Source organism: Paraburkholderia antibiotica (assembly GCF_012927125.1).
GTDB lineage: Bacteria > Pseudomonadota > Gammaproteobacteria > Burkholderiales > Burkholderiaceae > Paraburkholderia > Paraburkholderia antibiotica.
In genome coordinates this window covers 180,565-202,728 of the sequence record NZ_JABBFZ010000015.1, presented here as the reverse complement: position 1 = coordinate 202,728, position 22,164 = coordinate 180,565, and the positions used below count along the sequence as shown (strand labels likewise).

21 protein-coding genes are annotated in these 22,164 nt (G+C 64.4%); 9 read left to right on the top strand and 12 right to left on the bottom strand.

Annotation, left to right across the window (positions count from 1 at the left end):
* Positions 1-183 precede the first annotated feature (183 nt).
* Positions 184-735, bottom strand: coding sequence for a hypoxanthine-guanine phosphoribosyltransferase (locus HHL14_RS23085; RefSeq protein ID WP_169499920.1), 552 nt, complete (start codon positions 733-735; stop codon positions 184-186).
* Between the two features lie 165 nt (positions 736-900).
* Positions 901-2,268, bottom strand: a complete 1,368-nt coding sequence (ffh, locus tag HHL14_RS23080; RefSeq protein WP_169499919.1) for a signal recognition particle protein — start codon at positions 2,266-2,268, stop codon at positions 901-903.
* 81 nt (positions 2,269-2,349) lie between these two features.
* Here ffh and HHL14_RS23075 point away from each other — a divergent pair, with 81 nt between their 5' ends.
* The 7 genes from HHL14_RS23075 to HHL14_RS23045 all read left to right on the top strand — a co-directional run bounded on the left by HHL14_RS23075 (position 2,350) and on the right by HHL14_RS23045 (position 10,794).
* Entirely contained in the window at positions 2,350-3,273 is a 924-nt protein-coding gene (locus HHL14_RS23075) for a cytochrome C assembly family protein (protein WP_169499918.1), read from the top strand.
* 10 nt (positions 3,274-3,283) lie between these two features.
* Positions 3,284-3,598 (top strand): PP0621 family protein, encoded by a 315-nt coding sequence (locus HHL14_RS23070; RefSeq protein ID WP_169499917.1) that lies wholly within the window; start codon positions 3,284-3,286, stop codon positions 3,596-3,598.
* Entirely contained in the window at positions 3,595-4,191 is a 597-nt protein-coding gene (ampD, locus tag HHL14_RS23065) for a 1,6-anhydro-N-acetylmuramyl-L-alanine amidase AmpD (RefSeq protein WP_169499916.1), read from the top strand. The genes HHL14_RS23070 and ampD overlap by 4 nt, the downstream gene beginning before the upstream one ends.
* Positions 4,192-4,715: 524 nt before the next feature.
* Positions 4,716-7,730, top strand: a complete 3,015-nt coding sequence (locus tag HHL14_RS23060; RefSeq protein ID WP_169499915.1) for a ribonucleoside-diphosphate reductase subunit alpha — start codon at positions 4,716-4,718, stop codon at positions 7,728-7,730.
* A gap of 748 nt (positions 7,731-8,478) precedes the next feature.
* Positions 8,479-9,723, top strand: coding sequence for a ribonucleotide-diphosphate reductase subunit beta (locus HHL14_RS23055; RefSeq protein WP_169499914.1), 1,245 nt, complete (start codon positions 8,479-8,481; stop codon positions 9,721-9,723).
* Between the two features lie 88 nt (positions 9,724-9,811).
* Positions 9,812-10,129 (top strand): hypothetical protein, encoded by a 318-nt coding sequence (locus HHL14_RS23050; RefSeq protein ID WP_169499913.1) that lies wholly within the window; start codon positions 9,812-9,814, stop codon positions 10,127-10,129.
* Between the two features lie 29 nt (positions 10,130-10,158).
* Complete coding sequence (locus tag HHL14_RS23045) at positions 10,159-10,794, top strand: histone H1-like DNA-binding protein (RefSeq protein ID WP_169499932.1); 636 nt, start codon at positions 10,159-10,161, stop codon at positions 10,792-10,794.
* 291 nt (positions 10,795-11,085) lie between these two features.
* Here the strand turns inward: HHL14_RS23045 and HHL14_RS23040 are convergent, their stop codons facing one another.
* The 10 genes from HHL14_RS23040 to HHL14_RS22995 all read right to left on the bottom strand — a co-directional run bounded on the left by HHL14_RS23040 (position 11,086) and on the right by HHL14_RS22995 (position 19,644).
* Positions 11,086-11,562, bottom strand: a complete 477-nt coding sequence (locus HHL14_RS23040; RefSeq protein WP_075302900.1) for an outer membrane lipoprotein — start codon at positions 11,560-11,562, stop codon at positions 11,086-11,088.
* 25 nt (positions 11,563-11,587) lie between these two features.
* Positions 11,588-12,526, bottom strand: coding sequence for a carbohydrate kinase family protein (locus HHL14_RS23035; RefSeq protein ID WP_169499912.1), 939 nt, complete (start codon positions 12,524-12,526; stop codon positions 11,588-11,590).
* Between the two features lie 103 nt (positions 12,527-12,629).
* On the bottom strand, positions 12,630-13,130 hold the full coding sequence (gene tpx / locus HHL14_RS23030; RefSeq protein ID WP_169499911.1) for a thiol peroxidase: 501 nt from the start codon (positions 13,128-13,130) through the stop codon (positions 12,630-12,632).
* 68 nt (positions 13,131-13,198) lie between these two features.
* Entirely contained in the window at positions 13,199-14,770 is a 1,572-nt protein-coding gene (locus HHL14_RS23025; protein WP_169499910.1) for a zinc-ribbon and DUF3426 domain-containing protein, read from the bottom strand.
* Between the two features lie 47 nt (positions 14,771-14,817).
* On the bottom strand, positions 14,818-15,720 hold the full coding sequence (prmA, locus tag HHL14_RS23020; RefSeq protein WP_169499909.1) for a 50S ribosomal protein L11 methyltransferase: 903 nt from the start codon (positions 15,718-15,720) through the stop codon (positions 14,818-14,820).
* A 3-nt stretch (positions 15,721-15,723) separates the two neighbouring features.
* Positions 15,724-17,091: an acetyl-CoA carboxylase biotin carboxylase subunit gene (gene accC, locus HHL14_RS23015; protein WP_169499908.1), complete on the bottom strand. Its 1,368-nt coding sequence runs from the start codon at positions 17,089-17,091 to the stop codon at positions 15,724-15,726.
* A 117-nt stretch (positions 17,092-17,208) separates the two neighbouring features.
* A complete protein-coding gene (gene accB / locus HHL14_RS23010) occupies positions 17,209-17,679 on the bottom strand; it encodes an acetyl-CoA carboxylase biotin carboxyl carrier protein (protein ID WP_169499907.1) in 471 nt (156 codons plus the stop codon).
* 78 nt (positions 17,680-17,757) lie between these two features.
* Positions 17,758-18,213 carry a type II 3-dehydroquinate dehydratase gene (aroQ, locus tag HHL14_RS23005; RefSeq protein ID WP_169499906.1) on the bottom strand — a complete coding sequence of 152 codons (456 nt, stop codon included), beginning with the start codon at positions 18,211-18,213 and terminating at the stop codon, positions 17,758-17,760.
* 208 nt (positions 18,214-18,421) lie between these two features.
* Positions 18,422-18,970: a TlpA family protein disulfide reductase gene (locus HHL14_RS23000; protein ID WP_169499905.1), complete on the bottom strand. Its 549-nt coding sequence runs from the start codon at positions 18,968-18,970 to the stop codon at positions 18,422-18,424.
* 23 nt (positions 18,971-18,993) lie between these two features.
* Positions 18,994-19,644, bottom strand: coding sequence for a UDP-N-acetylmuramate--alanine ligase (locus HHL14_RS22995; RefSeq protein WP_169499904.1), 651 nt, complete (start codon positions 19,642-19,644; stop codon positions 18,994-18,996).
* Between the two features lie 198 nt (positions 19,645-19,842).
* Here HHL14_RS22995 and mpl point away from each other — a divergent pair, with 198 nt between their 5' ends.
* Both mpl and HHL14_RS22985 read left to right on the top strand, forming a co-directional pair.
* Positions 19,843-21,237: a UDP-N-acetylmuramate:L-alanyl-gamma-D-glutamyl-meso-diaminopimelate ligase gene (mpl, locus tag HHL14_RS22990; RefSeq protein ID WP_169499903.1), complete on the top strand. Its 1,395-nt coding sequence runs from the start codon at positions 19,843-19,845 to the stop codon at positions 21,235-21,237.
* Positions 21,234-21,848 (top strand): YqiA/YcfP family alpha/beta fold hydrolase, encoded by a 615-nt coding sequence (locus HHL14_RS22985; protein WP_169499902.1) that lies wholly within the window; start codon positions 21,234-21,236, stop codon positions 21,846-21,848. The genes mpl and HHL14_RS22985 overlap by 4 nt, the downstream gene beginning before the upstream one ends.
* Positions 21,849-22,164 lie beyond the last annotated feature (316 nt).

The following is a 22,164-nucleotide window of genomic DNA, read 5'->3' as shown; positions in this document are numbered from 1 at the left end:
ACGCTTTAATCCCACTCTCGCCTTGCAAATATGCGTCTACCAACCGCTGCTTGAACCGTTCGTCGTACTTCGCCATGAAAAACACCCCAAAGGTTGGATCAGTGTCCAACTTTTGGGGTGCAGTTCATCCAGGCCGCTTTTTTTTCGCCGGCGAGAAAGCCGGCAATGCGCAATTTGACTGGCTTACGCCCCTTCGGTCAGCGCCCGGATGGTCGGCAGATTGCGCCAGTATCCCTTCGCGTCCATCCCGCAGCCGAACACATAACGGTCCGGCACTTCGAAGCCGCAGTAGTCCGGGCGCAGCGGCTTGGCCTTCGGAATGATCTTCTCGCACAGCACCGCCGACAGGAAGCGCTTCGCGCCCATTGCGAGGATACGGTCGCGGATCGCGGCCATCGTCTCGCCTTCGTCGAGGATGTCGTCGAGCACCAGCACCACGCGATCCTTCACCGATTCGGCCGGCGCCACGCGCCACTGCATCTCGTTGCCGCCCTTGGTCGTGTTGCGGTAGCGCGTCAGGTGGATGTAGTCGAACTCGAGCGGGAAGTCGAGGTGCGGCAGCAGCATGCCGGTGAACACCGCGGCGCCGCCCATCACCGACAGCACGAGCGGGAAGTCCTCGCTCATCTCGTCGCGGATGGCGCTCGCCATGCCGGCGATCGACGCATTGACGTCCGAGGCCGAAACGATTTCTTCGGAGTGTTGAAAAATATGGAGGGCTTCTTCGCGGTTCATGACGTCTGACGGGCGGTAACTGTATACATAGGGTGGGTCGGAACATCCCGAAGGACGATCCTGTGAAGGACGGCGGTACGCGCTACAGAATAAACCCGCGCGGGCCTGAAGTCAGCCGCCAGCCGCGCGGTGAAGTCAGCCACGCGGCGCCGTCCTCCTCGAAGCTTAGCGCATGCCGGGCAGCATGCCCTTCATGCCGCGCATCATCTTCTGCAGATTGCCGCCCTTGAGCTTCTTCATCATCGTGCGCATCTGGTCGTACTGGTTCAGCATGCGGTTGACTTCCTGCACCTGCACGCCGGCACCGGCGGCGATACGGCGCTTGCGGGTCGCCTTGATCAGCTCGGGCTTCGCGCGCTCGGCCGGCGTCATCGAATTGATGATGCCTTCCATGCGGCGCATCTGCTTCTCGGCCTGACCCATGTCGGCGCCGGCCGCGGCCTGCTGGAACTGCGCGGGCAGCTTGTCCATCAGCGACGACAGGCCGCCCATGCCTTTCATTTGCGTGAGTTGCGCGCGGAAATCGTTGAGGTCGAAGTCGCCGCCTTTCTTGACCTTGTCGGCGAGCTTCTGCGCGGCCTGCACGTCGACGCCGCGTTGCGCTTCCTCGACCAGCGCGAGGATGTCGCCCATGCCGAGAATCCGGCTTGCCATCCGGTCCGGGTGGAACACTTCGAGACCGTCGAGCTTTTCGGCGACACCGACGAACTTGACCGGCTTGCCCGTCACGTGACGCACCGACAGCGCCGCGCCACCGCGCGAATCGCCGTCGAGCTTGGTGAGCACGACGCCGGTGAGCGGCAGTGCGTCGCTGAACGCCTTCGCGGTGTTGACCGCGTCCTGGCCGAGCATCGCGTCGACCACGAACAGCGTTTCGGCCGGCTTCAGTTCGGCGTGCAGCGCGGAGATTTCGTTCATCATCGCTTCGTCGATACCGAGACGGCCAGCCGTGTCGACGAGCAGCACGTCATGGTAATGACGCTTGGCCCAGTCGACCGCGGCGCGCGCGATGTCGACCGGCTTCTGGTCCGGCTCCGACGGGAAGAAGTCCGCGCCGACCTGCTCTGTAACCGTTTTCAGCTGCGCGATAGCGGCCGGGCGATAGACGTCGCACGACACCGTCAGCACTTTCTTCTTGTACTTCTCGCGCAGCAGCTTCGCGAGCTTGCCGACCGTGGTCGTCTTACCGGCGCCCTGCAGACCTGCCATCAGGATGATTGCGGGCGGCGTGACGGCGAGGTTGAGTTCGGAGGCCTTGCCTTCGTAGTCGCCGCCGATCACCGCTGTCAGCTCGCGCTGCACCACGCCGACGAGCGCCTGACCTGGCGACAGGCTGGAGATCACTTCCTCGCCGAGCGCCTTCTCCTTGACCTTGGCGATGAACTCGCGCACGACGGGCAGCGCCACGTCGGCCTCGAGCAGTGCGAGACGCACTTCGCGCAGCATTTCCTGAGTGTTCGCCTCGGTGAGCCGGGCTTCGCCGCGCAGCGTCTTGACGACGCGCGCCATCCGTTGAGTCAGATTGTCGAGCATGGGGAGCGATGAACGGTGCGGCCCGGGCAGCGCGCGACGCACAAGACGTCGCGGAGTAGGGGCCTAGTGTAAACTTCGAATATGGATATTGTACTGTATGCCCTCACCGCGCTTCTCTACGGCGGACTCGCCGTGGCCGGCTGGCGCTCGCACCGGCACGCGGCCGTGCGTCCGATGCTCGAGAGCGTGCCGCCGCTGCCCGCCCATGCGGCGCCCGCCGTTGCTTCGGCGGCTTCCGGCATGAGCGCGCCGGGGCGCGCGCTGTTGTTCGTCGCGCTGCTCGCGCACGGCGTGTTGCTGCATACCACGATCTTTCCGCAGAACGCGATGGTGTTCGGCTTCGCGTTCGCGCTGTCGGCGATGTTCTGGCTCGGCGCCGGCATCTACTGGATCGAGAGCTTTTTCTTCCCGCTCGACGGACTGCGGCTGCTGGTGTTGCCGCTCGCGTGCGTCGCGTCGCTGCTGCCGCTCGCGTTCGGCGGCGTGCGCGTGCTGCCGTATGCGGCCGCGCCGATGTTCAAGCTGCACTTTCTGATCGCCAATATCGCTTACGGTCTGTTCGCGATCGCCGCGCTGCACGCGATCCTGATGCTGGCGGTCGAGCGGCGTCTGCATTCGATGCGCGGCGGTCTCGCGCAACGGCATGCGGCGGCCGGCAACGGCTGGTGGTCGAGCTGGCTCGACACGCTGCCGCCGCTGCTCACACTCGAGAAGCTGCTGTTCCGTCTGATCGGCGCCGGCTTCGTGCTGCTCACGCTGACGCTGCTGTCGGGCATTCTGTTCAGCGAGCAACTGATCGACCGCGCGTTGCGGCTCGATCACAAGACCGTGTTCGCGATTCTTTCGTGGGTGATGTTCGGCGCGCTGCTGACCGCGCGCAAGGTATCCGGCTGGCGCGGCCGTGCGGCATTGCGCTGGGTGCTGGTCTCGTTCGTCGCGCTCTTGCTCGCGTACGTCGGCAGCCGTTTCGTTTTCGAGGTGCTGTTGCACCGACCTGTAGTGTGAGCGTGTCACCATGCGACAAATCTTTTTGCTGATCCTGATGTTCATTGTCGGTCAATGGCTCGTGAAGGCGCTGCGCCGTCACGACGCGCAGACCGCGCAACGCACCGGTGCCCGCGGGGCGAACGGTGCGAGTAGTGCAAACGGCGCCGGCGCCGCGCATGCCGCGGGCGCGCAGCAGCAACTGGCCGAGCCGATGATCCGCTGCGTCGAGTGCGGCGTGCATGCGCCGAAGAGCGATTCGGTCAGCGTCGCGGGGCAGGCGTTCTGCTGCGCCGCGCACGCGCAGCGCCATAGCGCGCATCCGTCGGGCCGCGACGCCCGATGAGCGACGCGTTCACCGTCGACGCCGACGGTTGGGTGCCCACCGCCCGCAAGCTCGTCTCGCCGAACTTCGAAGCGCGGCCGCAAGGCGCGGTGCCGACGCTGATCGTCGTCCACAACATCAGCCTGCCGCCGAACGAATTTGGCGGCACCGCGATCGCCGAGCTGTTCCAGAACACGCTCGACTGCGACGCCCATCCGTACTACGACACCCATCTGCGCGGCGTGCGCGTGTCCGCGCATTTCGTGATCCATCGCGACGGCGCGCTCGAACAGTTCGTGTCGTGCAACGAGCGTGCGTGGCACGCGGGGCCGTCGAATTTTTTCGGCCGCGAGCGCTGCAATGACTTCTCCATCGGCATCGAGCTCGAGGGCAGCGACACCACCGCTTTCGAAGCGGCGCAATACCGCACGCTCGCCGCGCTCGTCGGCGCATTGAAGGCGCGTTATCCGATCGACGCGCTCGCCGGTCACTCCGACATCGCACCCGGCCGCAAGACCGATCCCGGTCCGCATTTCGACTGGTCGCGGCTGCAAAACGACGCGTCGCTCGACGCTCGGTATTTCCCCTATCTCAAGTTTTCCGCAACGCGGTAAGCCGTTTTTGCACGACCCGGCGCAATGCCCGCAGAGCAAGGCGCGGCCTGCCTGCGCGCGGAGCCGCAGCGCGCCGGGAGATGCAAAAGTCAAGACATCCAAAGCAAATAAAACGGTTTGACCTGCCTTGAATCTCCACTATACTTGGTGCCACGAAATCGGTTGTCCACTACATCTTGTGTTGTTCTGTGCATAACCATGTGAATAACCGAGTGTATAAGTCTGCGGCGCCCCGCTCTCCGAGCATGGCGCCGCAAGCATTCCGGGCATCGAAAAAAATTCCTGGGGCGCGGCCGGTAGGGGGATCTCCGGCTGCATCCAGAAGCATTCAGGAAAGGACCAGCCAGTGATCGCGACCTACCCGATGAAGACCGACATCAAATCGAATCAGGCTTCCTCGCAGTCGTATCCCGCCAACCGGCGTAGCCGGCCTTCCTGCACCTTATCGCTCGAGCTCGCGGCGGCGCGGCGTTCGATTTAATCCGCGGCACTCGCCGCAATTTCCAAGACCAGGAGCTTTGCACATGCAAACCACCGACAACGTGACGACCCGTTACGAGGGCTCACCGACTGGCCAGGCCTTCGGCCAGGCTCAAGGCGCACAGGCGCTCGCGCCGCAGGCGACCTACGCCGACTACAAGGTGATTCGCCGCAACGGCAGCGTGGTGTCGTTCGAGCCGTCGAAAATCGCGATCGCCGTGACGAAGGCGTTCCTCGCCGTCAATGGTGGTCAGGGTGCGGCGTCGGCACGGGTGCGCGAACTGGTCGAGCAACTCACGCAGAACGTGGTGCGCGCGCTGGTGCGCAGCCGCCCGAACGGCGGCACGTTCCATATCGAAGACATTCAGGATCAGGTCGAGCTCGCGCTGATGCGCGGCGGCGAACACAACGTCGCGCGTGCGTACGTGCTGTATCGCGAGAAGCGCAACCAGGCGCGCGCGCATGACGAGCAGGCAGAGACTCCCGCCGGCACGCCGGGTCTGAACGTGACCGACAACGGCGTCACCCGTCCGCTGGACATGGCCGCGCTGCGCGGCATCATCGAGTCCGCCTGCGCGAACCTCGGCGACGCGGTGAGCGCCGAGCCGATCGTCGCGGAAACGGTGAAGAACCTGTACGACGGCGTGCCGATGAGCCAGGTCTACGACTCGGCCATCCTCGCTGCCCGCACGATGATCGAAAAGGACCCGGCCTACAGCCAGGTCACCTCGCGCATCCTGCTGCACACGATCCGCCGCGAAATCCTCGAAGAGGAAGTCACGCAAGCGGAAATGGGTCAGCGCTACGCCGAGTACTTCCCGCAGTTCATCAAGCGCGGCATCGGCGCCGGCCTGCTCGACGACAAGCTGCAGCAGTTCGACCTGAAGCGTCTGGGCGCCGCGCTCGACGCGAACCGCGACCTGCAGTTCGGCTACCTCGGTCTGCAAACGCTGTATGACCGCTACTTCCTGCACCACGACGGCGTGCGTATCGAAATGCCGCAGGCATTCTTTATGCGTGTCGCGATGGGCCTGTCGCTGAACGAGATCGACCGCGAAGCGCGCGCGATCGAGTTCTACAACATCCTGTCGAGCTTCGACTTCATGTCGTCCACGCCGACGCTGTTCAACTCGGGCACGCATCGCTCGCAGCTGTCGTCGTGCTACCTGACCACGGTCGACGACGACCTCGACGGCATCTACGAAGCGCTGAAGGAAAACGCGCTGCTGTCGAAGTTCGCCGGCGGTCTCGGCAACGACTGGACGCGCGTGCGTGCGCTCGGCTCGCACATCAAGGGCACCAACGGCAAGTCGCAAGGCGTCGTGCCGTTCCTGAAGGTCGTCAACGACACGGCGGTCGCCGTGAACCAGGGCGGCAAGCGCAAGGGCGCGGTGTGCGCGTATCTCGAATCGTGGCACCTCGACATCGAGGAATTCCTCGAGCTGCGTAAGAACACCGGCGACGACCGTCGTCGCACGCACGACATGAACACCGCGAACTGGATTCCCGACCTGTTCATGAAGCGCGTGATGGAAGGCGGCGACTGGACGCTGTTCTCGCCGTCCACCTGTCCGGACCTGCACGACAAGTTCGGCGCCGAGTTCGAAACGGCTTACACGGCTTACGAAGACAAGGTCGCGCGCGGCGAGATCAAGCTGTTCAAGAAGATCCCGGCGGCGCAACTGTGGCGCAAGATGCTCGGCATGCTGTTCGAAACCGGCCATCCGTGGATCACGTTCAAGGATCCGTGCAATGTGCGCTCGCCGCAACAGCACGTCGGCGTCGTCCACTCGTCGAACCTGTGCACGGAAATCACGCTGAATACGAGCGACGCCGAAATCGCCGTCTGTAACCTCGGCTCGGTGAACCTCGTCGCGCACCTGAAGGAACAGGCCGACGGCACGTTCGTGCTCGACCACGACAAGTTGAAGCGCACGATCAGCGTCGCGATGCGCATGCTCGACAACGTGATCGACATCAATTACTACGCGGTCGCCAAGGCGCGTAACTCGAACCTCAAGCACCGTCCGGTCGGCCTCGGCATCATGGGCTTCCAGGACTGCCTGCACCTGCTGCGCACGCCGTACGCGTCGCAGGAGGCGGTCGAGTTCGCCGACCGTTCGATGGAAGCGGTCTGCTACTACGCGTACTACGCGTCGACCGAACTCGCCGAAGAGCGCGGCCGCTACTCGAGCTACCGCGGCTCGCTGTGGGATCGCGGCATCCTCCCGCAGGATTCGGTGGCGCTGCTCGCCGAAGCGCGCGGCGGCTACGTCGAGGTGGATTCGAGCGAATCGATGGACTGGGCCTCCCTGCGTTCGCGCATCGCGACCTACGGCATGCGCAACTCGAACTGCGTGGCGATCGCGCCGACCGCGACGATCTCGAACATCATCGGCGTGTCGGCCTGTATCGAGCCGACCTACCAGAACCTCTATGTGAAGTCGAACCTGTCGGGCGAGTTCACGGTGGTCAACGACTACCTGGTGCGCGACCTGAAGGCGCGCGGCCTGTGGGACGAAGTGATGGTCGCCGACCTGAAGTACTTCGACGGCACGCTGTCGCGCATCGACCGTATCCCGGCCGACCTGCGCGCGATCTACGCGACCGCGTTCGAAGTCGACCCGACGTGGCTCGTCGAGGCAGCCTCGCGTCGTCAGAAGTGGATCGACCAGGCGCAGTCGCTGAACATCTACATGGCCGGCGCATCGGGCAAGAAGCTCGACGAGATCTACAAGCTCGCATGGCTGCGCGGCCTGAAGACGACCTACTACCTCCGCACGATGGCGGCGACGCACGTCGAGAAATCGACGGTCGCGCACGGCGCGCTGAACGCGGTAAGTTCGGGTCATGACGGCTCGGGCGGTGCAGGCGGCGCGGCAGGTGGTTTCGGCGCGAGCGGCGGTGCGGCCGGTGGCGTGAGCGGCGGCTTCCAGGCAGCAGCGGCGGTTGCAGCGACTGCCGCGGTTGCAGTCGAAGCGGCGCCTGAAGCAGAGGGTCCGGTGTGCATGATGCGTCCGGGCGATCCTGGCTTCGACGAATGCGAGGCTTGCCAGTAAGCAGTCGGCAACTGGCGGGAGCGTTGCTTGCTAACTGCGGGCAAGGTGGTCGTAGGTGATGACCCGCATGCAGCACGCGACGCTCCAGGCAATCGCGCAAGTGAAGTAGAGAAGTAGACGCAGTTCGATGAGCGGTGGATGGTGGACCGATCGACGTTTCTCGATCGAAGTTCCTCGAAATCGCGCCGCTCATCGACGCAGCAAAAGTAGTCGGCGGGTCGTAATCGAGGTGTAGTCGGTAATGGCCTGCCGCGGTTGGCAAAGCAGTCGGCGAAGCAGTCCGCAACACAGACGAAGCGCGCAACATCTCGCGCGACAAGGCGCCTCGCGAACGCTTCGGGCAACGCAGCAAAGGGAACGAAGCTCGCGATACCTCGCTCGATATCGCATTCGAACTTCACTCTCCAACACTCACGCAACGCTTGGACAACGCTTAAGCAGCACGGCCAACACGGCTCACCGCCGACACTCGCGACGAGCGATTCGCGTGACGGCAGCAAACAACGCACTGCGCAATACAGATAGATAGAGCAGCGAAACGTTGTAACGAAACGTTGCTCTTCGAGTTCGCGAAGCACGTTGACAACACATGTTCAACACGCGTCACTCGACGTATCGCACAGAGTCAGTCGAACAAAGTGTTGTATGAACGTAGCAACGCGAATCGAAAACAGGAATTTTCATCAGCGAACTCTTTTATCGCTCGTGAAAAGATGGTACAAACCGTTCTAAATTGATGGTGACATTTATGCTCAACTGGGATGACGAGATCACTGCCGTAACTCCCTCGAGCGCGACGCAACCGAACGTGTTGCGCAACGCTGCGGGATCGGCTGTGGGTTCGCAAATCGGAACGCGTTCCGCTCCTCATGCTCCCTCGGCTCAGGAAGTCTTCGCGAACGACATCGCTGTCGCTCCCGTCGCTCATGTGACCAACGCGGCGACCAGCGCGGCCGCCGGTGCCGCTGCTTCCGAAGCGCGCGTCAATGTCGCCGACAAGCGCATCATCAACGGCCAGACCGACGTCAATCAGCTTGTGCCGTTCAAGTACAAGTGGGCCTGGGAAAAGTATCTGGCCGGTTGCGCCAACCACTGGATGCCGCAGGAAGTGAACATGTCGCGCGACATCGCCCTGTGGAAAGACCCGAACGGGCTGACCGAGGACGAGCGCCGCATCGTCAAGCGCAACCTGGGCTTCTTCGTGACGGCGGATTCTCTTGCCGCCAACAACATCGTGCTGGGCACCTACCGCCACATCACGGCGCCCGAATGCCGCCAGTTCCTGCTGCGCCAGGCGTTCGAAGAGGCGATCCACACGCACGCTTACCAGTACATCGTCGAATCGCTGGGTCTCGACGAAGGCGAAATCTTCAACGCGTATCACGAGGTCACCTCGATTCGCGAGAAAGACGAATTCCTGATTCCGTACATCCACGTGCTGACCGACCCGGCCTTCAAGACCGGCACGCTCGAAGCAGACCAGACGCTGCTGCGCTCGCTGATCGTGTTCGCCTGTGTGATGGAAGGCCTGTTCTTCTACGTCGGCTTTACGCAAATCCTGGCGCTCGGCCGTCAGAACAAGATGACCGGCGCGGCGGAGCAGTACCAGTACATCCTGCGTGACGAGTCGATGCACTGCAATTTCGGCATCGACCTGATCAACCAGATCAAACTGGAAAATCCGCATCTGTGGACGGCTGAGTTCCGCGCCGAAATCCGCACGATCTTCCAGCAGGCAGTCGAACTCGAATATCGCTACGCCGAAGATACGATGCCGCGCGGCGTGCTCGGCCTCAACGCGTCGATGTTCAAGAGCTACCTGCGCTTCATCTGCAACCGTCGTTGCCAGCAGATCGGTCTCGATCCGCTGTACCCGAACGAGGAAAACCCGTTCCCGTGGATGAGCGAGATGATCGACCTGAAGAAAGAACGCAATTTCTTCGAAACGCGAGTGATCGAATATCAGACTGGCGGTGCGCTCTCCTGGGAGTAAGCCGGAGCGCCGTGTCGCAGATGTATTCATTGATGGGGGTGCCGCCGGCTGTGGCCGCGGCAACCTGAGTTAGGAGCAGAACGGCCTGATGCAAAGCGTGCCCGGTGCCTTAGCGGCCCACAAACATGACAGGCACTTTGCGGACCCTTCAGTGGGATGGGCAAACTTCCCCCCGGAAAAAGCCGCTGGCGTGAACGTCGGCGGCCCGATCAAGCAATTGCCGGCGTCGCCATGCGACGTCGACCAGATCTGGCGCGCGGTGCCTTGGGGCACGGCGCGCCTTACCGCATTCATTAGCGTAAGCGCGTTGCACCTGCGTACGCCGATGAATAGCCCGCTTCGTAGCGCGCGCCCTGAGAAGCGTCCGCGGGAAGCGGGTTTTGACGAAGGGTGTAGTTTGAACTGACCTCATCTGAAAACCTGAAGGAGAAAATGATGGCAACTGCAAAGAAGGCCGCGGCCAAGAAGCCCGCAGCAAAGAAGACCGCAGCGAAGAAAGCTGCTCCGGCAAAGAAAGCCGCACCGGCAAAGAAAGTCGCTGCCAAGAAGGTCGCAGTGAAGAAGGTTGCGGCTAAGAAAGTCGCGGTGAAGAAGGTTGCAGCGAAGAAGGCCGCACCGGCGAAGAAGGCTGCTGCGAAGAAAGTTGCAGCAAAGAAAGTCGCGGTGAAGAAGGTCGCGGCGAAGAAGGTTGCAGCGAAGAAGGCAGCACCGGCGAAGAAAGCCGCAGCAAAGAAGGTTGCGGCCAAGAAAGTCGCGGTGAAGAAGGTTGCAGCGAAGAAGGCGGCGCCGGCGAAGAAGGCTGCTGCGAAGAAGACCGCTGCCAAGCCTGCTGCCAAAAAGGCCGCGCCTGCGAAAAAGGCTGCAGCGAAGAAAGCTGCACCTGCCAAGAAGGCTGCCGCGAAGAAGGCCGCTGCGCCTGCGAAGAAGGCTGCTCCTGCGAAGAAGGCTGTCGCCAAGAAGGCTGCGCCTGCTCCCGCTGCGCCTGCTGTCTCGAGCGCACCGGCGGCGACGGTGAAGACCGCGCTGAACCCGGCAGCGGCATGGCCGTTCCCGACGGGCAGCCGTCCGTAAGCAGTGGAAGTACGTCGACACATCGCTCGATGTGTCGGATGACCGGGTCGTGCTTGGGCTTCAGCGAGCGCAACCCGGTCAATGTCCCGTTACCGGTTTTCCGGTGGCGGGATTTTTTTTGCCCGGCGCCCGGGTGAAGGCAGCGCCCGCATCGACGGCATGCGGAAGAAAAACACGCGGACGAAAAAACACGCATGGACCCGTGAGGGCGCATGCGTGTGAAGTCGTCGTCGCGGCGCGGTAAGCCTGAGCTTTACGCGGCCGCGCGAGAGGGGAATGGCGTTCGGTATGTTAGTGCGTGACGCGGGTGACGCCGCCGCTCGACAGCAGCCGCACGCGATCGCCGGCGCGGAAGATCTCGCCGGTGGAGGTTTGCGTGATCGCGCGGATGTCGCCGTTGTCGAGCCGCACCGTGATCTCGAGACCGTCACGCATGGCGACGCTGTTTTCGACCGCATTGCCGGCCACCGCGCCACCGATACCGCCGACGATGCCCGTGGCGACCGAGCCGCGTCCGCCGCCGATCGCGCTGCCAGCGAGCGCGCCGAGCGCGGCACCGCCGAGTGCGCCGACGCCGCTCGGCTGACCGTTGTTCGAGCTGATCCGCACCGCGCGCACGCTATCGACCGTGCCGAAGCGAACCGTCTGTTCACGCTGCGCCTGCGACGCGGTGAAGACGTCGGGAGAACTGCTGTTGACCGCGCACCCCGACATGGCCAGCGAACCGGCGATCAAGGTGGCGACGACCAGGCGACTCGTTGTTCTCATTACCAAACTCCCATAGCTCGCGATATCAGGGCAGGTCGTATCCGAAGGCCTGCTTGAACCGCTCGTTGATTTCCGCCCGGCTGGGCGCGTAGTTTTGCGGGCCTTGCTGCTCGATTTTCAATGCTCCCATCAGGCTGGCGAGACGGCCGGTCGTGGCCCAACCGAAGCCGTTCTCGATACCGTACAGCAAGCCGCCGCGAAATGCATCGCCGCAACCGGTCGGATCGAGCACCTGCTTTGCCGTCACTGCTGGAATCTCTTCGAGGCCGCCGCCGTGATGGATCTGTGCCCCCTTTTCGCCGAGCGTGATGATCAGTGCGTCGACCTTGCTGGCGATCTCTTCGATCGACCAGCCAGTCTTGTTGCTCACCAGCCTGGCTTCGTAATCGTTGACCGCAACATAGGTGGCAAGTTCAATGATGCGCCGGAGCGTGGCGCCGTCGAAGAGCGGCAAACCCTGACCCGGATCGAAGATGAACGGCACGCCCGCGGCGGCCAGCTGTTCGGAGTGCTGAACCATGCCATCGTAGCCGTCCGGCGCGACGATGCCGAGCGTGATGCCTTTCGCTTCGTCGGCGCGGTTGCAATGCGATTGCATCATCGCGCCCGGGTGGAACGCGGTGATCTGGTTGTTTTCCAGATCGGTGGTGATCATCGCCTGCGCCGAATAGGTGTCGGGCACGACCAGCACGTTTTCCGTCGATAGGCCGAGCGTCGCGAGGCGGTCCATATAGAGCTGCGCGTCGACCGCGCCGATCGCGCCCATGATGCGCGCGTCGCCGCCGAGCAGATGCAGCGCGTACGCGATGTTGCCCGCGCAGCCGCCGAACTCGCGGCGCATGGTCGGCACCAGAAAGCTCACGTTCAGGATGTGGACCTGCTCCGGCAGGATGTGATCCCGAAAGCGACCTTCGAAGGTCATGATGTTGTCGTACGCGAGCGAGCCGCAGATGAGCGTAGCCAAGGCGGGCGTTCCTGTTAAAAAGCGGTGGAAAGAGGCGCAACGATGCGACAGCGCCGCGCGGAAGTCGAGCCTCGCGCGGCGCTGGAGATCGTGTGCGGCGGGCTTACTTCAGCGCGGCGAGGGCGGCGTCGTAGTTCGGCTCGTTCTTGATTTCGCCGACCAGCTCGGCGTGCACGACCTTGTCGTTTTCGTCGATCACGACGACCGCGCGCGCGGTCAGGCCGGTCAGCGGGCCGCTCGTCACGTCGACGCCGTAGGCTTGCGCGAATTCATGGCCGCGGAACGTCGACGCGGTCACGACGTTTTCGATGCCCTCGGTCGTGCAGAAGCGCGATGCGGCGAACGGCAGGTCGCCCGACACGACGATCACGGCCGTGTTGGAGAGCTTCGCGGCGGCTTCGTTGAACTTGCGGGTCGACGTCGCGCAGGTCGGCGTGTCGAGGCTCGGAACGATGTTGAGCACCTTGCGCTTGCCGGCGAAATCGGCGAGCGACAGCGGCTTCAGGTCGCGGCCGACCAGCGAGAACGCGGCGGCCTGCTGGCCAACCGACGGGAACGTGCCGCTTACTTCGATCGGGTTGCCACCCAGCGTGACTTGACTCATGTTTTGCTCCGAAAGGGCGTCAGTAATGACAATGAAGCGCCCGCGAGGTGCGGGCGCGTGGGGGTGCGTTACGGATAAAAGATCTGTACGCGGAAATTGGATGCGACCGCGTTGCCGGTGTCGAGATGCACGATCATCATCTGCGTGGTGTGCGCGGGCAGGCCGGCCGCGATCACGGTGCCGGGCGGCACGTAATCCTGGGGCCACAGCACGCGCCGCACCGCGACGTTGTTCTGGTCGTCGAGCAGCGTGAGTTCGATCGCGGGGTAGGCGAGCGCGAGGTTCAGCCGGTTGTGCAGCGGCATCTTCAGCTCGAGCCTGTGCGGGCCGTCGATCTGGCGCAGATCGGACGGCTCGACCAGCAGGCCGTCGATGTCGTGCGGCGGCGTCAGCCGGCAGCCTAGATACGAGCAGGCCTTCGCATACAGCACCTGCGAGCGCGGGATCGCGACCTGTATCGTTTCGCGCTGCCACCATGCGAGCTGCGCCAGCAGCGCGATCACCAGCAGCGCCGCGAGCACTATGCCGGCCGCGACCCAACCGGTGCGTCCGGCTTCGGCGGGGCGGGTTTCGCGCGTGACCGGGAACGGATCGCTGCCGTCATTGACGGGTTTGACCGAGAACGGCTCGCCGCTCGATGCGGCGGGTGCGGGAGTGCCGGGTGGGCGAGGGCCACGTGGGCCGCCTGTACCGCTTGTAGCGCCTGCGCCACCGGCACTTGCCGCGGCGGCAGCGCCCGCGCCGAAGCCGGCTGCCGCGCCTGCTCCGGTCTCTGCGCCGAAGCTGCTCGGGCCCGCGCCGATCGAACCGAAACGCGGTTCGTTATCGGGCATGCCATGCAGGCTCGCCGGTTCGTGCAGTGTGGGTTCGTCGGGCGTGGACGGGTCCGTGCGCCCGGCTCTGTGCCACACACGCGGCGCTTCGTCGATGAACGGCGAGGACGCGGGAGTCGCGGTGGGCGGGGTGACGGGTGAGGCTGACGTATCGGCCGTGGGCGTCCCGGGCGGAACGACCGGCGGCGCGGCGGGCTGTACGATGGGTTGTACGGCGGGCGACTCGCCGATCCGTTCATCGAGCGGCTCGTCCGGCTCGTTCGGCTCATCTTCCGGATAAGCGAACGGTTCGAGCGGCGCGTCGGCGAACGTCGGTTCCTGCTGATCCGCGGGCAGGGGCGTAGTGAAGCCGCCGGCGGGCAGTTCGGGCTCGCTCGTCTGACGCGGTGGAGTAGGGGGCGCAGCGGGTGTGGCCGTCGCGGTGGCGTAGTCGCCGAGCGGCAGCGGTGCCAACTGCATGCTGTCGGCGTGATGCCGCAAACGGGTATCGAGCGTGCTGCTCGAGCCGCCGACGACGGTGCTCGCGACGCCCGCTTTGCTGGCAGTCGGCGCCCACGGATCCCACGCTTCGGCGCGGAAGTCGAGGCTCTTCGCCCGCACGCCCGACAGCGCTTCGATCGCCGCGGCGGCGGCAACCGGTTTAGCGGTGGAGAAATCGCCGCCTTCGGTCACCTCGAACAGACTGCTCGACGCGTCGAAGACTTCCTGGCAATGCCCGCACCGAACGAGGCCGCGACGCTGCGCGAGCTGCGCCGGTTGCAGGCGGAAAACAGTTTCGCAAAAGGGGCAGCGCGTCGCCAGGTGCATATCGAGCCGTTGAGCCGGAGGCCGTTGGTTTGACAATATGCCTTATTCTAATTGCTTTCGCGGCGCGTTCCGGAGAGGCACACCCAACCTTCGTGTTCGCGCCACACGCAGATATCGATCCAGCGTGCGTAAACCTGCGCGACTTCGTCGGCCTGGCGCGCGAGAATGCCCGACAGCGCGATGCGTCCGCCCGGCTTCACCTTCGACGCCAGCATCGACGCCATCAGTTTCAGCGGGTTGGACAGAATGTTCGCGACCACCACGTCGAACTCGCCGGCCGGACAGGCGTCGGGCAGGCCGTAGGTGACCTCGGCGTGATTGCGCTCGCTATTGTGGCGCGCGGATTCAACCGCCTGCGGGTCGATGTCGATGCCGATCACCGGATCGGCGCCGCACTTCTTCGCGAGAATCGCGAGGATGCCCGAGCCGCAGCCGTAATCGAGCACGGACTGGCCAGCCTTCACCGACTGCTCGATCCACTCCATGCACAGCCGCGTGGTCGGATGGCTGCCGGTGCCGAACGCGAGGCCCGGATCGAGTTCGAGCACGAGCGCGTCGGGGTCCGGCGCGTCGTGCCACGACGGCACGACCCAGATCCGTTCGCCGATCTGGATCGGATCGAATTGCGATTGCGTGAGCCGTACCCAGTCCTGCTCCTCGACCTCGCGCACGGTATAGGCCGGTGCAGAGTCGAGGCCGATTTCGTTGGCCGCGGCGGTCAGCAGCACCGCCGGATCGTGCTCCGGCGCGAGCAGCGCGATCACGCGCGAGCGTTGCCACGCGGTGCGATCCGGCGTCAGACCGGGCTCGCCGAACAGCGGCTGTTCGTCGGGCGTGTCGGCATCCGCGTCTTCGACCGACACGGACAGCGCGCCCAGCTCGAGCAGCGCGTCGGAGAATTCCTCGGCGTGCTCGCGCGCCAGTTCGGCGACCAGTTCCCGATAGCTCATGACTTAGGCTTCTTCCGGCGCGACCTGCTGACGCGCGGCCAGCCGGTTTTCGAGGTAGTGAATGCTGGTGCCGCCCTCGACGAACTTCGCGTCGAGCATCAGCTCGCGATGCAGCGGGATGTTGGTCTGAATGCCTTCGACCACCATTTCCGACAGCGCGATGCGCATCCGCTTGATTGCCTGTTCGCGCGTCGCGCCGTAAGCGATCAGCTTGCCGATCATCGAATCGTAGTTCGGCGGCACGAAGTAGCCGTTGTACGCGTGCGAATCGACGCGGATGCCGGGACCGCCCGGCATGTGCCACGAGGTCAGGCGACCCGGCGACGGCGTGAACTTGAACGGATCTTCGGCGTTGATCCGGCATTCGATCGCATGGCCCTTGAATACGATGTCGCGCTGACGGAACGCGAGCTTCTCGCCGGCCGCGATGCGGATCTGTTCCTGCACGATGTCGACGCCGGTAATCAGTTCGGTCACCGGGTGCTCGACCTGCACGCGCGTGTTCATTTCGATGAAGTAGAACTCGCCGTTTTCATACAGGAACTCGAAGGTGCCCGCGCCGAGATAGCCCATCTTCTTGCACGCATCCGCGCAACGATCGCCGATCCGGTCGATCAGACGACGCGCGATGCCCGGCGCCGGCGCTTCCTCGATCACCTTCTGGTGACGGCGCTGCATCGAGCAGTCGCGCTCGCCGAGCCACACGGCGTTCTTGAACGAATCCGACAGCACCTGAATTTCGATGTGCCGCGGGTTCTCCAGGAACTTCTCCATGTAGACCTGCGGGTTGCCGAACGCACGGCCGGCTTCTTCGCGGGTCATGTTGACCGCGTTGACGAGCGCCGCTTCCGTGTGGACCACGCGCATGCCGCGACCGCCGCCGCCGCCGGCCGCCTTGATGATGACCGGATAGCCGACCTGGCGGGCAATCTTCACGATCTCCTTCGGATCGTCGGGCAAAGCGCCTTCCGAACCCGGCACGCAAGGCACGCCGGTCTTGATCATGGTCTGCTTGGCCGTGACCTTGTCGCCCATCATGCGGATCGTTTCCGGACGCGGGCCGATGAAGGTGAAGCCGGACTGCTCGACGCGCTCGGCGAAGTCGGCGTTCTCCGACAGGAAGCCGTAGCCGGGGTGAATCGCTTCGGCGTCGGTGACTTCGGCCGCGCTGATCAGCGCGGGCATGTTCAGATAGCTCAGATTCGAAGGTGCCGGGCCGATGCAGACCGCCTCGTCGGCGAGCTTCACGTACTTGGCTTCCTTGTCGGCTTCCGAATAGACGACGACCGTCTTGACGCCGAGCTCGCGGCAGGCGCGCTGGATACGAAGCGCGATCTCGCCACGGTTGGCAATGAGGATTTTTTCAAACATAGCGGGTTTTCGACTCATCAATGGGCGCCGGGTCGTTCACGACGCCGGCTGCCGCAGAGGATCGGTCGCGCGCCTCGTCAACGAGCGGCGCGCGGGCGGCGAACACTGTGTGCCGCGTTAGCCGACCACGAACAGCGGTTGGCCGTACTCGACCGCCTGGCCGTTTTCGACGAGGATTTCCTTGACCACGCCGGACTTGTCCGACTCGATCTCGTTGAGCAGCTTCATCGCTTCGATGATGCAGATGGTCTGGCCTTCCTTGACCGTGTCGCCGACCTGCACGAACGGATCGGCACCCGGCGACGGCGCGCGGTAGAACGTGCCGACCATCGGCGAGGTCACCACGTGACCTTGCGGCGCGGCGGCGGCCGGCGTGGCCGGAGCACCGGCGGCAGCCGGTGCTTCGCCTGCTGCGACCGGCGCGGCCTGCGGGAATTGCGGTGCGGCGTAGGCGGCGGACGGTTGCACGTAAACCGGCGGCGCATTCTTGACGATGCGGACCTTGCCTTCGCCCTCGGTCACTTCGAGTTCGGAAATACCGGACTCCGAGACGAGGTCGATCAGAGTTTTGAGTTTACGTAGATCCATCAGGTTGCCCCTTTTCAATGCGTAGAGTGCCGGCGTGTGCAAGTGTGCAGTGCCGGCTCAAATTGGACGTGTTTGGATTCAGCCGCGCGACGAACCGGCGGCGAGCCGGTCGAGCGCGAATTCGAGCGCGTAAAGATACCCCTTCCAGCCGAGGCCGCAAATGACGCCCTCAGCCTGGTCGGAGAAATACGAGTGATGCCTGAACGGTTCGCGACGGTGCACGTTCGACAGATGAATTTCGACGAACGGGATGTCGACCCCCGCCAGTGCGTCCCGAATGGCCACGCTGGTGTGCGTGTACGCGGCGGGATTGATCAGGATGAAATCGGTCTTTTCAGTCCGTGCGGCCTGAATGCGGTCGACCAGTGCGCCTTCGTGATTGCTCTGGAACGATGCCAGCTCGACGCCTGCGTCGGCTGCGCGGTCCGCCAGCGCCTGATCGATCTGTGGCAGGGTCACGCGACCATAGACCTCGGGTTCCCGGGTGCCGAGAAGATTGAGGTTGGGTCCGTGCAGTACCAGCAGTCGCGTCATGGTCGCTTCTATTTCCGTGGAATTGGGCGCACTTTAGCGCTGATTAGAGAAACTTGTCTAGTTTCCCACACGTACGCGACACTGGTCGGCGCGGTCCGCCACAACGCCTCGGACTCAACTTCACTCAAATTCGGGAATTTCCCGCGCATTTTCGCTCGTTCTGCACGGAATCAGGCAGCAAAGACGCGGTATGAGAAATGCTCGAAATTTACAGAGTGTCGAGCGTCTTGCGTAATGCTGCGGCGTCGATCTGCCCCAATTTTGTCGAGCGGATGTTGCCTTTTGCGTCGATCACGACGGTAAACGGTAGCCCGCCCGCGTTATTTCCGAACGCGCGCGCGAGGTCGGCGCCGCCGAAACCGATGACGTAGATCGGATAGGCGACTTTGACCTTCTGCAGGAACGCCTGGATGTTCTTGTCGGAATCGACGCCGAGGCCGACGAACTGGATGCCTTTCTTTGCGTACTCGCGCTGGATTTGCGACAGCTCGGGCATTTCCTCGACGCACGGACCGCACCACGAGGCCCAGAAGTTGACGACGATCGGGTGGCCTTTCAGCAGGCTGAGCGACTGCGGCTTGCCGTTGACATCGGTGACGGCCGCGCCCCACAACTGCTTGACCGCGTCCTGATGATTGTCGACCGGCGCCGCGTACGCGACGTCGGAATCGCGATTGATCCAGTGATTGGTCATCACGCCGCCGCCCGCGGCCACCAGCGCGACGGCCGCGCCCGCCAGAATCCGTCTCGTATTCATCGTGCCCTGTTCAGTCTATCTATCTAATTAGTGAAGGAGGTGACCGGGTCGCCGTCGAGCAGCGCCTGCACCGCCTGCAGGTTGGCGCGCGCGGTGCGCCCGCGCGCGTCGGCGCGCACCGCGCCGCGCAGGTCGTCGGTTTCGTACAGCGCGAGGTGAATGCCGACCGGGTCGGCATTGCGCTCGTTAAGCGGACGCCACAGGAAGCTCAGTGTTTCCACATAGCCGCGCCCCGCGAAATGCCGCGTTTCCGATACGTCATACTGGATGTTCGCATTCAGCAGATAAATGGCGACTTCTTTCGGGTTGTCGCAGAACACCTGCAGATGCACGTCCGAATGCTCGCCGGCCGTGCCGCCAAGCACCGCGCCCGTCAGATACGGATTGAACGGCGCGAGCCGCTCCATCCAGTCGACCGCGATCACGCGCAGCCGCCGCAGCAGCGTCGGCTGGCTGTCGCCCTGAAAGAGCAGCTGATACTCGCGGATTTCTTCTTCGATCTGGTCGTTGTCCGGTAGCCATTCGCCGGCCACACGGGTCTCGCCGACGATCTGCCGGGCCGCCTTGCGCTTCGCGGTGGCGTAGTCCAGGCCGTCCTCGGCAATCAGGCGCGCAGCCGCGATCGCGATTTCCTCGCGCACGCGCTGCGGATCGAAATGTGATTTGCGAACCATCCGTCCATGATACTAGATCGGGCCTGGCGACGCGGTTCGGCGGCCCGCACAGGCCCGCGCCGGGCGGCCCGGCGCGGGCGTGGGGCGGGTGTGATATGCCGTGTCGGTTACAATAGGCGTCCTTTGCAGACGGTCGTTCCGGCCGTCCTGCGGCTCTCCCATCCCTCGCAAGAAACGCCCGCGCGGCACGACAGGCTTATGCACATCCACATCCTCGGCATCTGCGGCACCTTCATGGGCGGTCTCGCGGTGCTCGCGCGCGGCGCGGGCCATACGGTGACCGGCTGCGACGCCGGCGTCTATCCGCCGATGAGCACGCAGCTCGAGGCGCAAGGCATCGGTCTGATCGAGGGTTACGACGCGGACCAGCTGAACGGCCTGAACGCGGACCTGTTCGTGATCGGCAACGTGGTCACGCGCGGCAACCCGCTGATGGAGGCGATTCTCGACCGCGGCCTGCCATACGTGTCGGGCCCGCAGTGGCTCGGCGAGCACGTGCTGAACGGCAAATGGGTGCTGGCGGTGGCCGGCACGCACGGCAAGACCACCACCAGCTCGATGCTGACGTGGCTGCTCGAAGATGCCGGCCTCAATCCCGGCTTCCTGATCGGCGGCGTGCCGCTGAATTTCGGCGTGTCGGCGCGGCTGACGGATTCGAGCTTCTTCGTGATCGAAGCCGACGAGTACGACACCGCGTTCTTCGACAAGCGCTCGAAGTTCGTCCATTACCGCCCGAAAACGGCGGTGCTGAACAACCTCGAATTCGATCACGCCGACATCTTCCCCGATCTCGCTGCGATCGAAACGCAGTTCCATCACCTGATCCGCACGGTGCCGCGCCTTGGGCGCGTCGTCACCAACGGTCGCGAGGACGCGCTCGAGCGCGTGCTGACGCGCGGCTGCTGGAGCGAGGTCGAGCGCTTTGGCGTGCAGGGCGGCTGGGAAGTCCAGCCGGCCGAGCAAGGCGTGCCCGTCGATGAGCGCTTCGCGGTCTATCACGACGGCGAGCGCGTCGGCGTGGTCGACTGGCAGGTGCAGGGCGAGCACAACCGCATGAACGCGCTGGCCGCGATCGCCGCCGCGCGCCACGTCGGCGTGCCGCCCGCGCAGGCCGCGAAGTCGCTGTCCAGCTTCCGCAATGTGAAGCGCCGCATGGAAGTGCGCGGCAGCGTCGACGGCGTCACTGTATACGATGACTTCGCGCATCATCCCACCGCGATCGAAACGACGGTGGCCGGGCTGCGCGCGCGCGTCGGCCGCGACAACACGCGGATTCTCGCGGTGCTGGAGCCGCGTTCGAACACGATGAAGCTCGGCGTGATGAAGGCGCAACTGCCGGGCAGCCTCGCCGACGCCGATCTCGTATTCGGCTACGGCGCACCGAGCGGGCGCGACGCGCTGGGCTGGAATCTCGGCGAAGCGCTCGCGCCGCTCGGCGCCCACGCGCAGGCGTTCGACAACCTCGACGCGCTCGTCAAGGCCGTGGTCCACGCCGCCCGCCCCGGCGACCAGATTCTGGTGATGAGCAACGGCGGCTTCGGCGGCGTGCATCAGAAGCTGCTCGACGCGTTGTCCGCGCGAGGCGCGTCTTGATTCTCTATCTGCACGGTTTCCGGTCGTCGCCGAATTCGTTCAAGGCGCGCCTGCTCGCGGCGCGGCTCGCCGAACTGGGCCGCGCCGACGAGTGGTGCTGCCCGATGCTGCCGGTGTCGCCGTTCGAGGCGGTGGCGCTCGCCGAGTCGCTGGTGGCCGAGGCCCGGGCGAACGGCGACGCGAGGCCGGTGACGGTGATCGGCAGCTCGCTCGGCGGCTATTTCGCCACCCATCTGGCCGAGAAGCACGGCTGGCCGGCCGTGCTGCTGAACCCGGCGGTCGTGCCGCAGCGCGACCTGAGCGCCTATCTCGGCGAGCAGCCGTTGTGGCATGGCGGCGGCAGCATCGTCGTCGAGCCGCATCATCTGGACGAATTGCGCGCGCTGGGCGTCGCGTCGATTACGCGGCCCGAACGCTATTATCTGGTGGCCGCGACCGGCGACGAAGTGCTCGACTATCGCGAAATGGTCGCGCACTATCCGGGCGCGCGGACTACGCTGATCGAAGGTAGCGACCACGCGATCAGCGAGTTCGCGCAGTACCTCGATCCGGTGCTGGCGTTTTGCGACGAGCAGCCCGCCGAGCCGCCGGCGCCGCGCGAGGCAGCCTGATAGCGGCGCGGGACCACGCGGCGGAACACGCCGCCGCGCCACGCGACAAAAGCGTCGGGATGGCGTGAGCGGGGCGCATGCGTGAGCGATGCCCGCGCTAAGCATTACGACGCGCGGATGCGGGAACCGGCCGGGATAGTGGTGTGCAGAACGGGTGTGCGGGAAAGAAACACGCAACAGAAGTGCAAAAAAGAGGCGTGAAAACTGCGTGCAGTAAGAGCATGCAAGAAGAGCGTGCTACAAACTGGAAGTCGCGCGGGCAGCCATGGCGCACGAACAGTACACGCAAACAGCGCGAGAGCAGTACAGGAGCAGT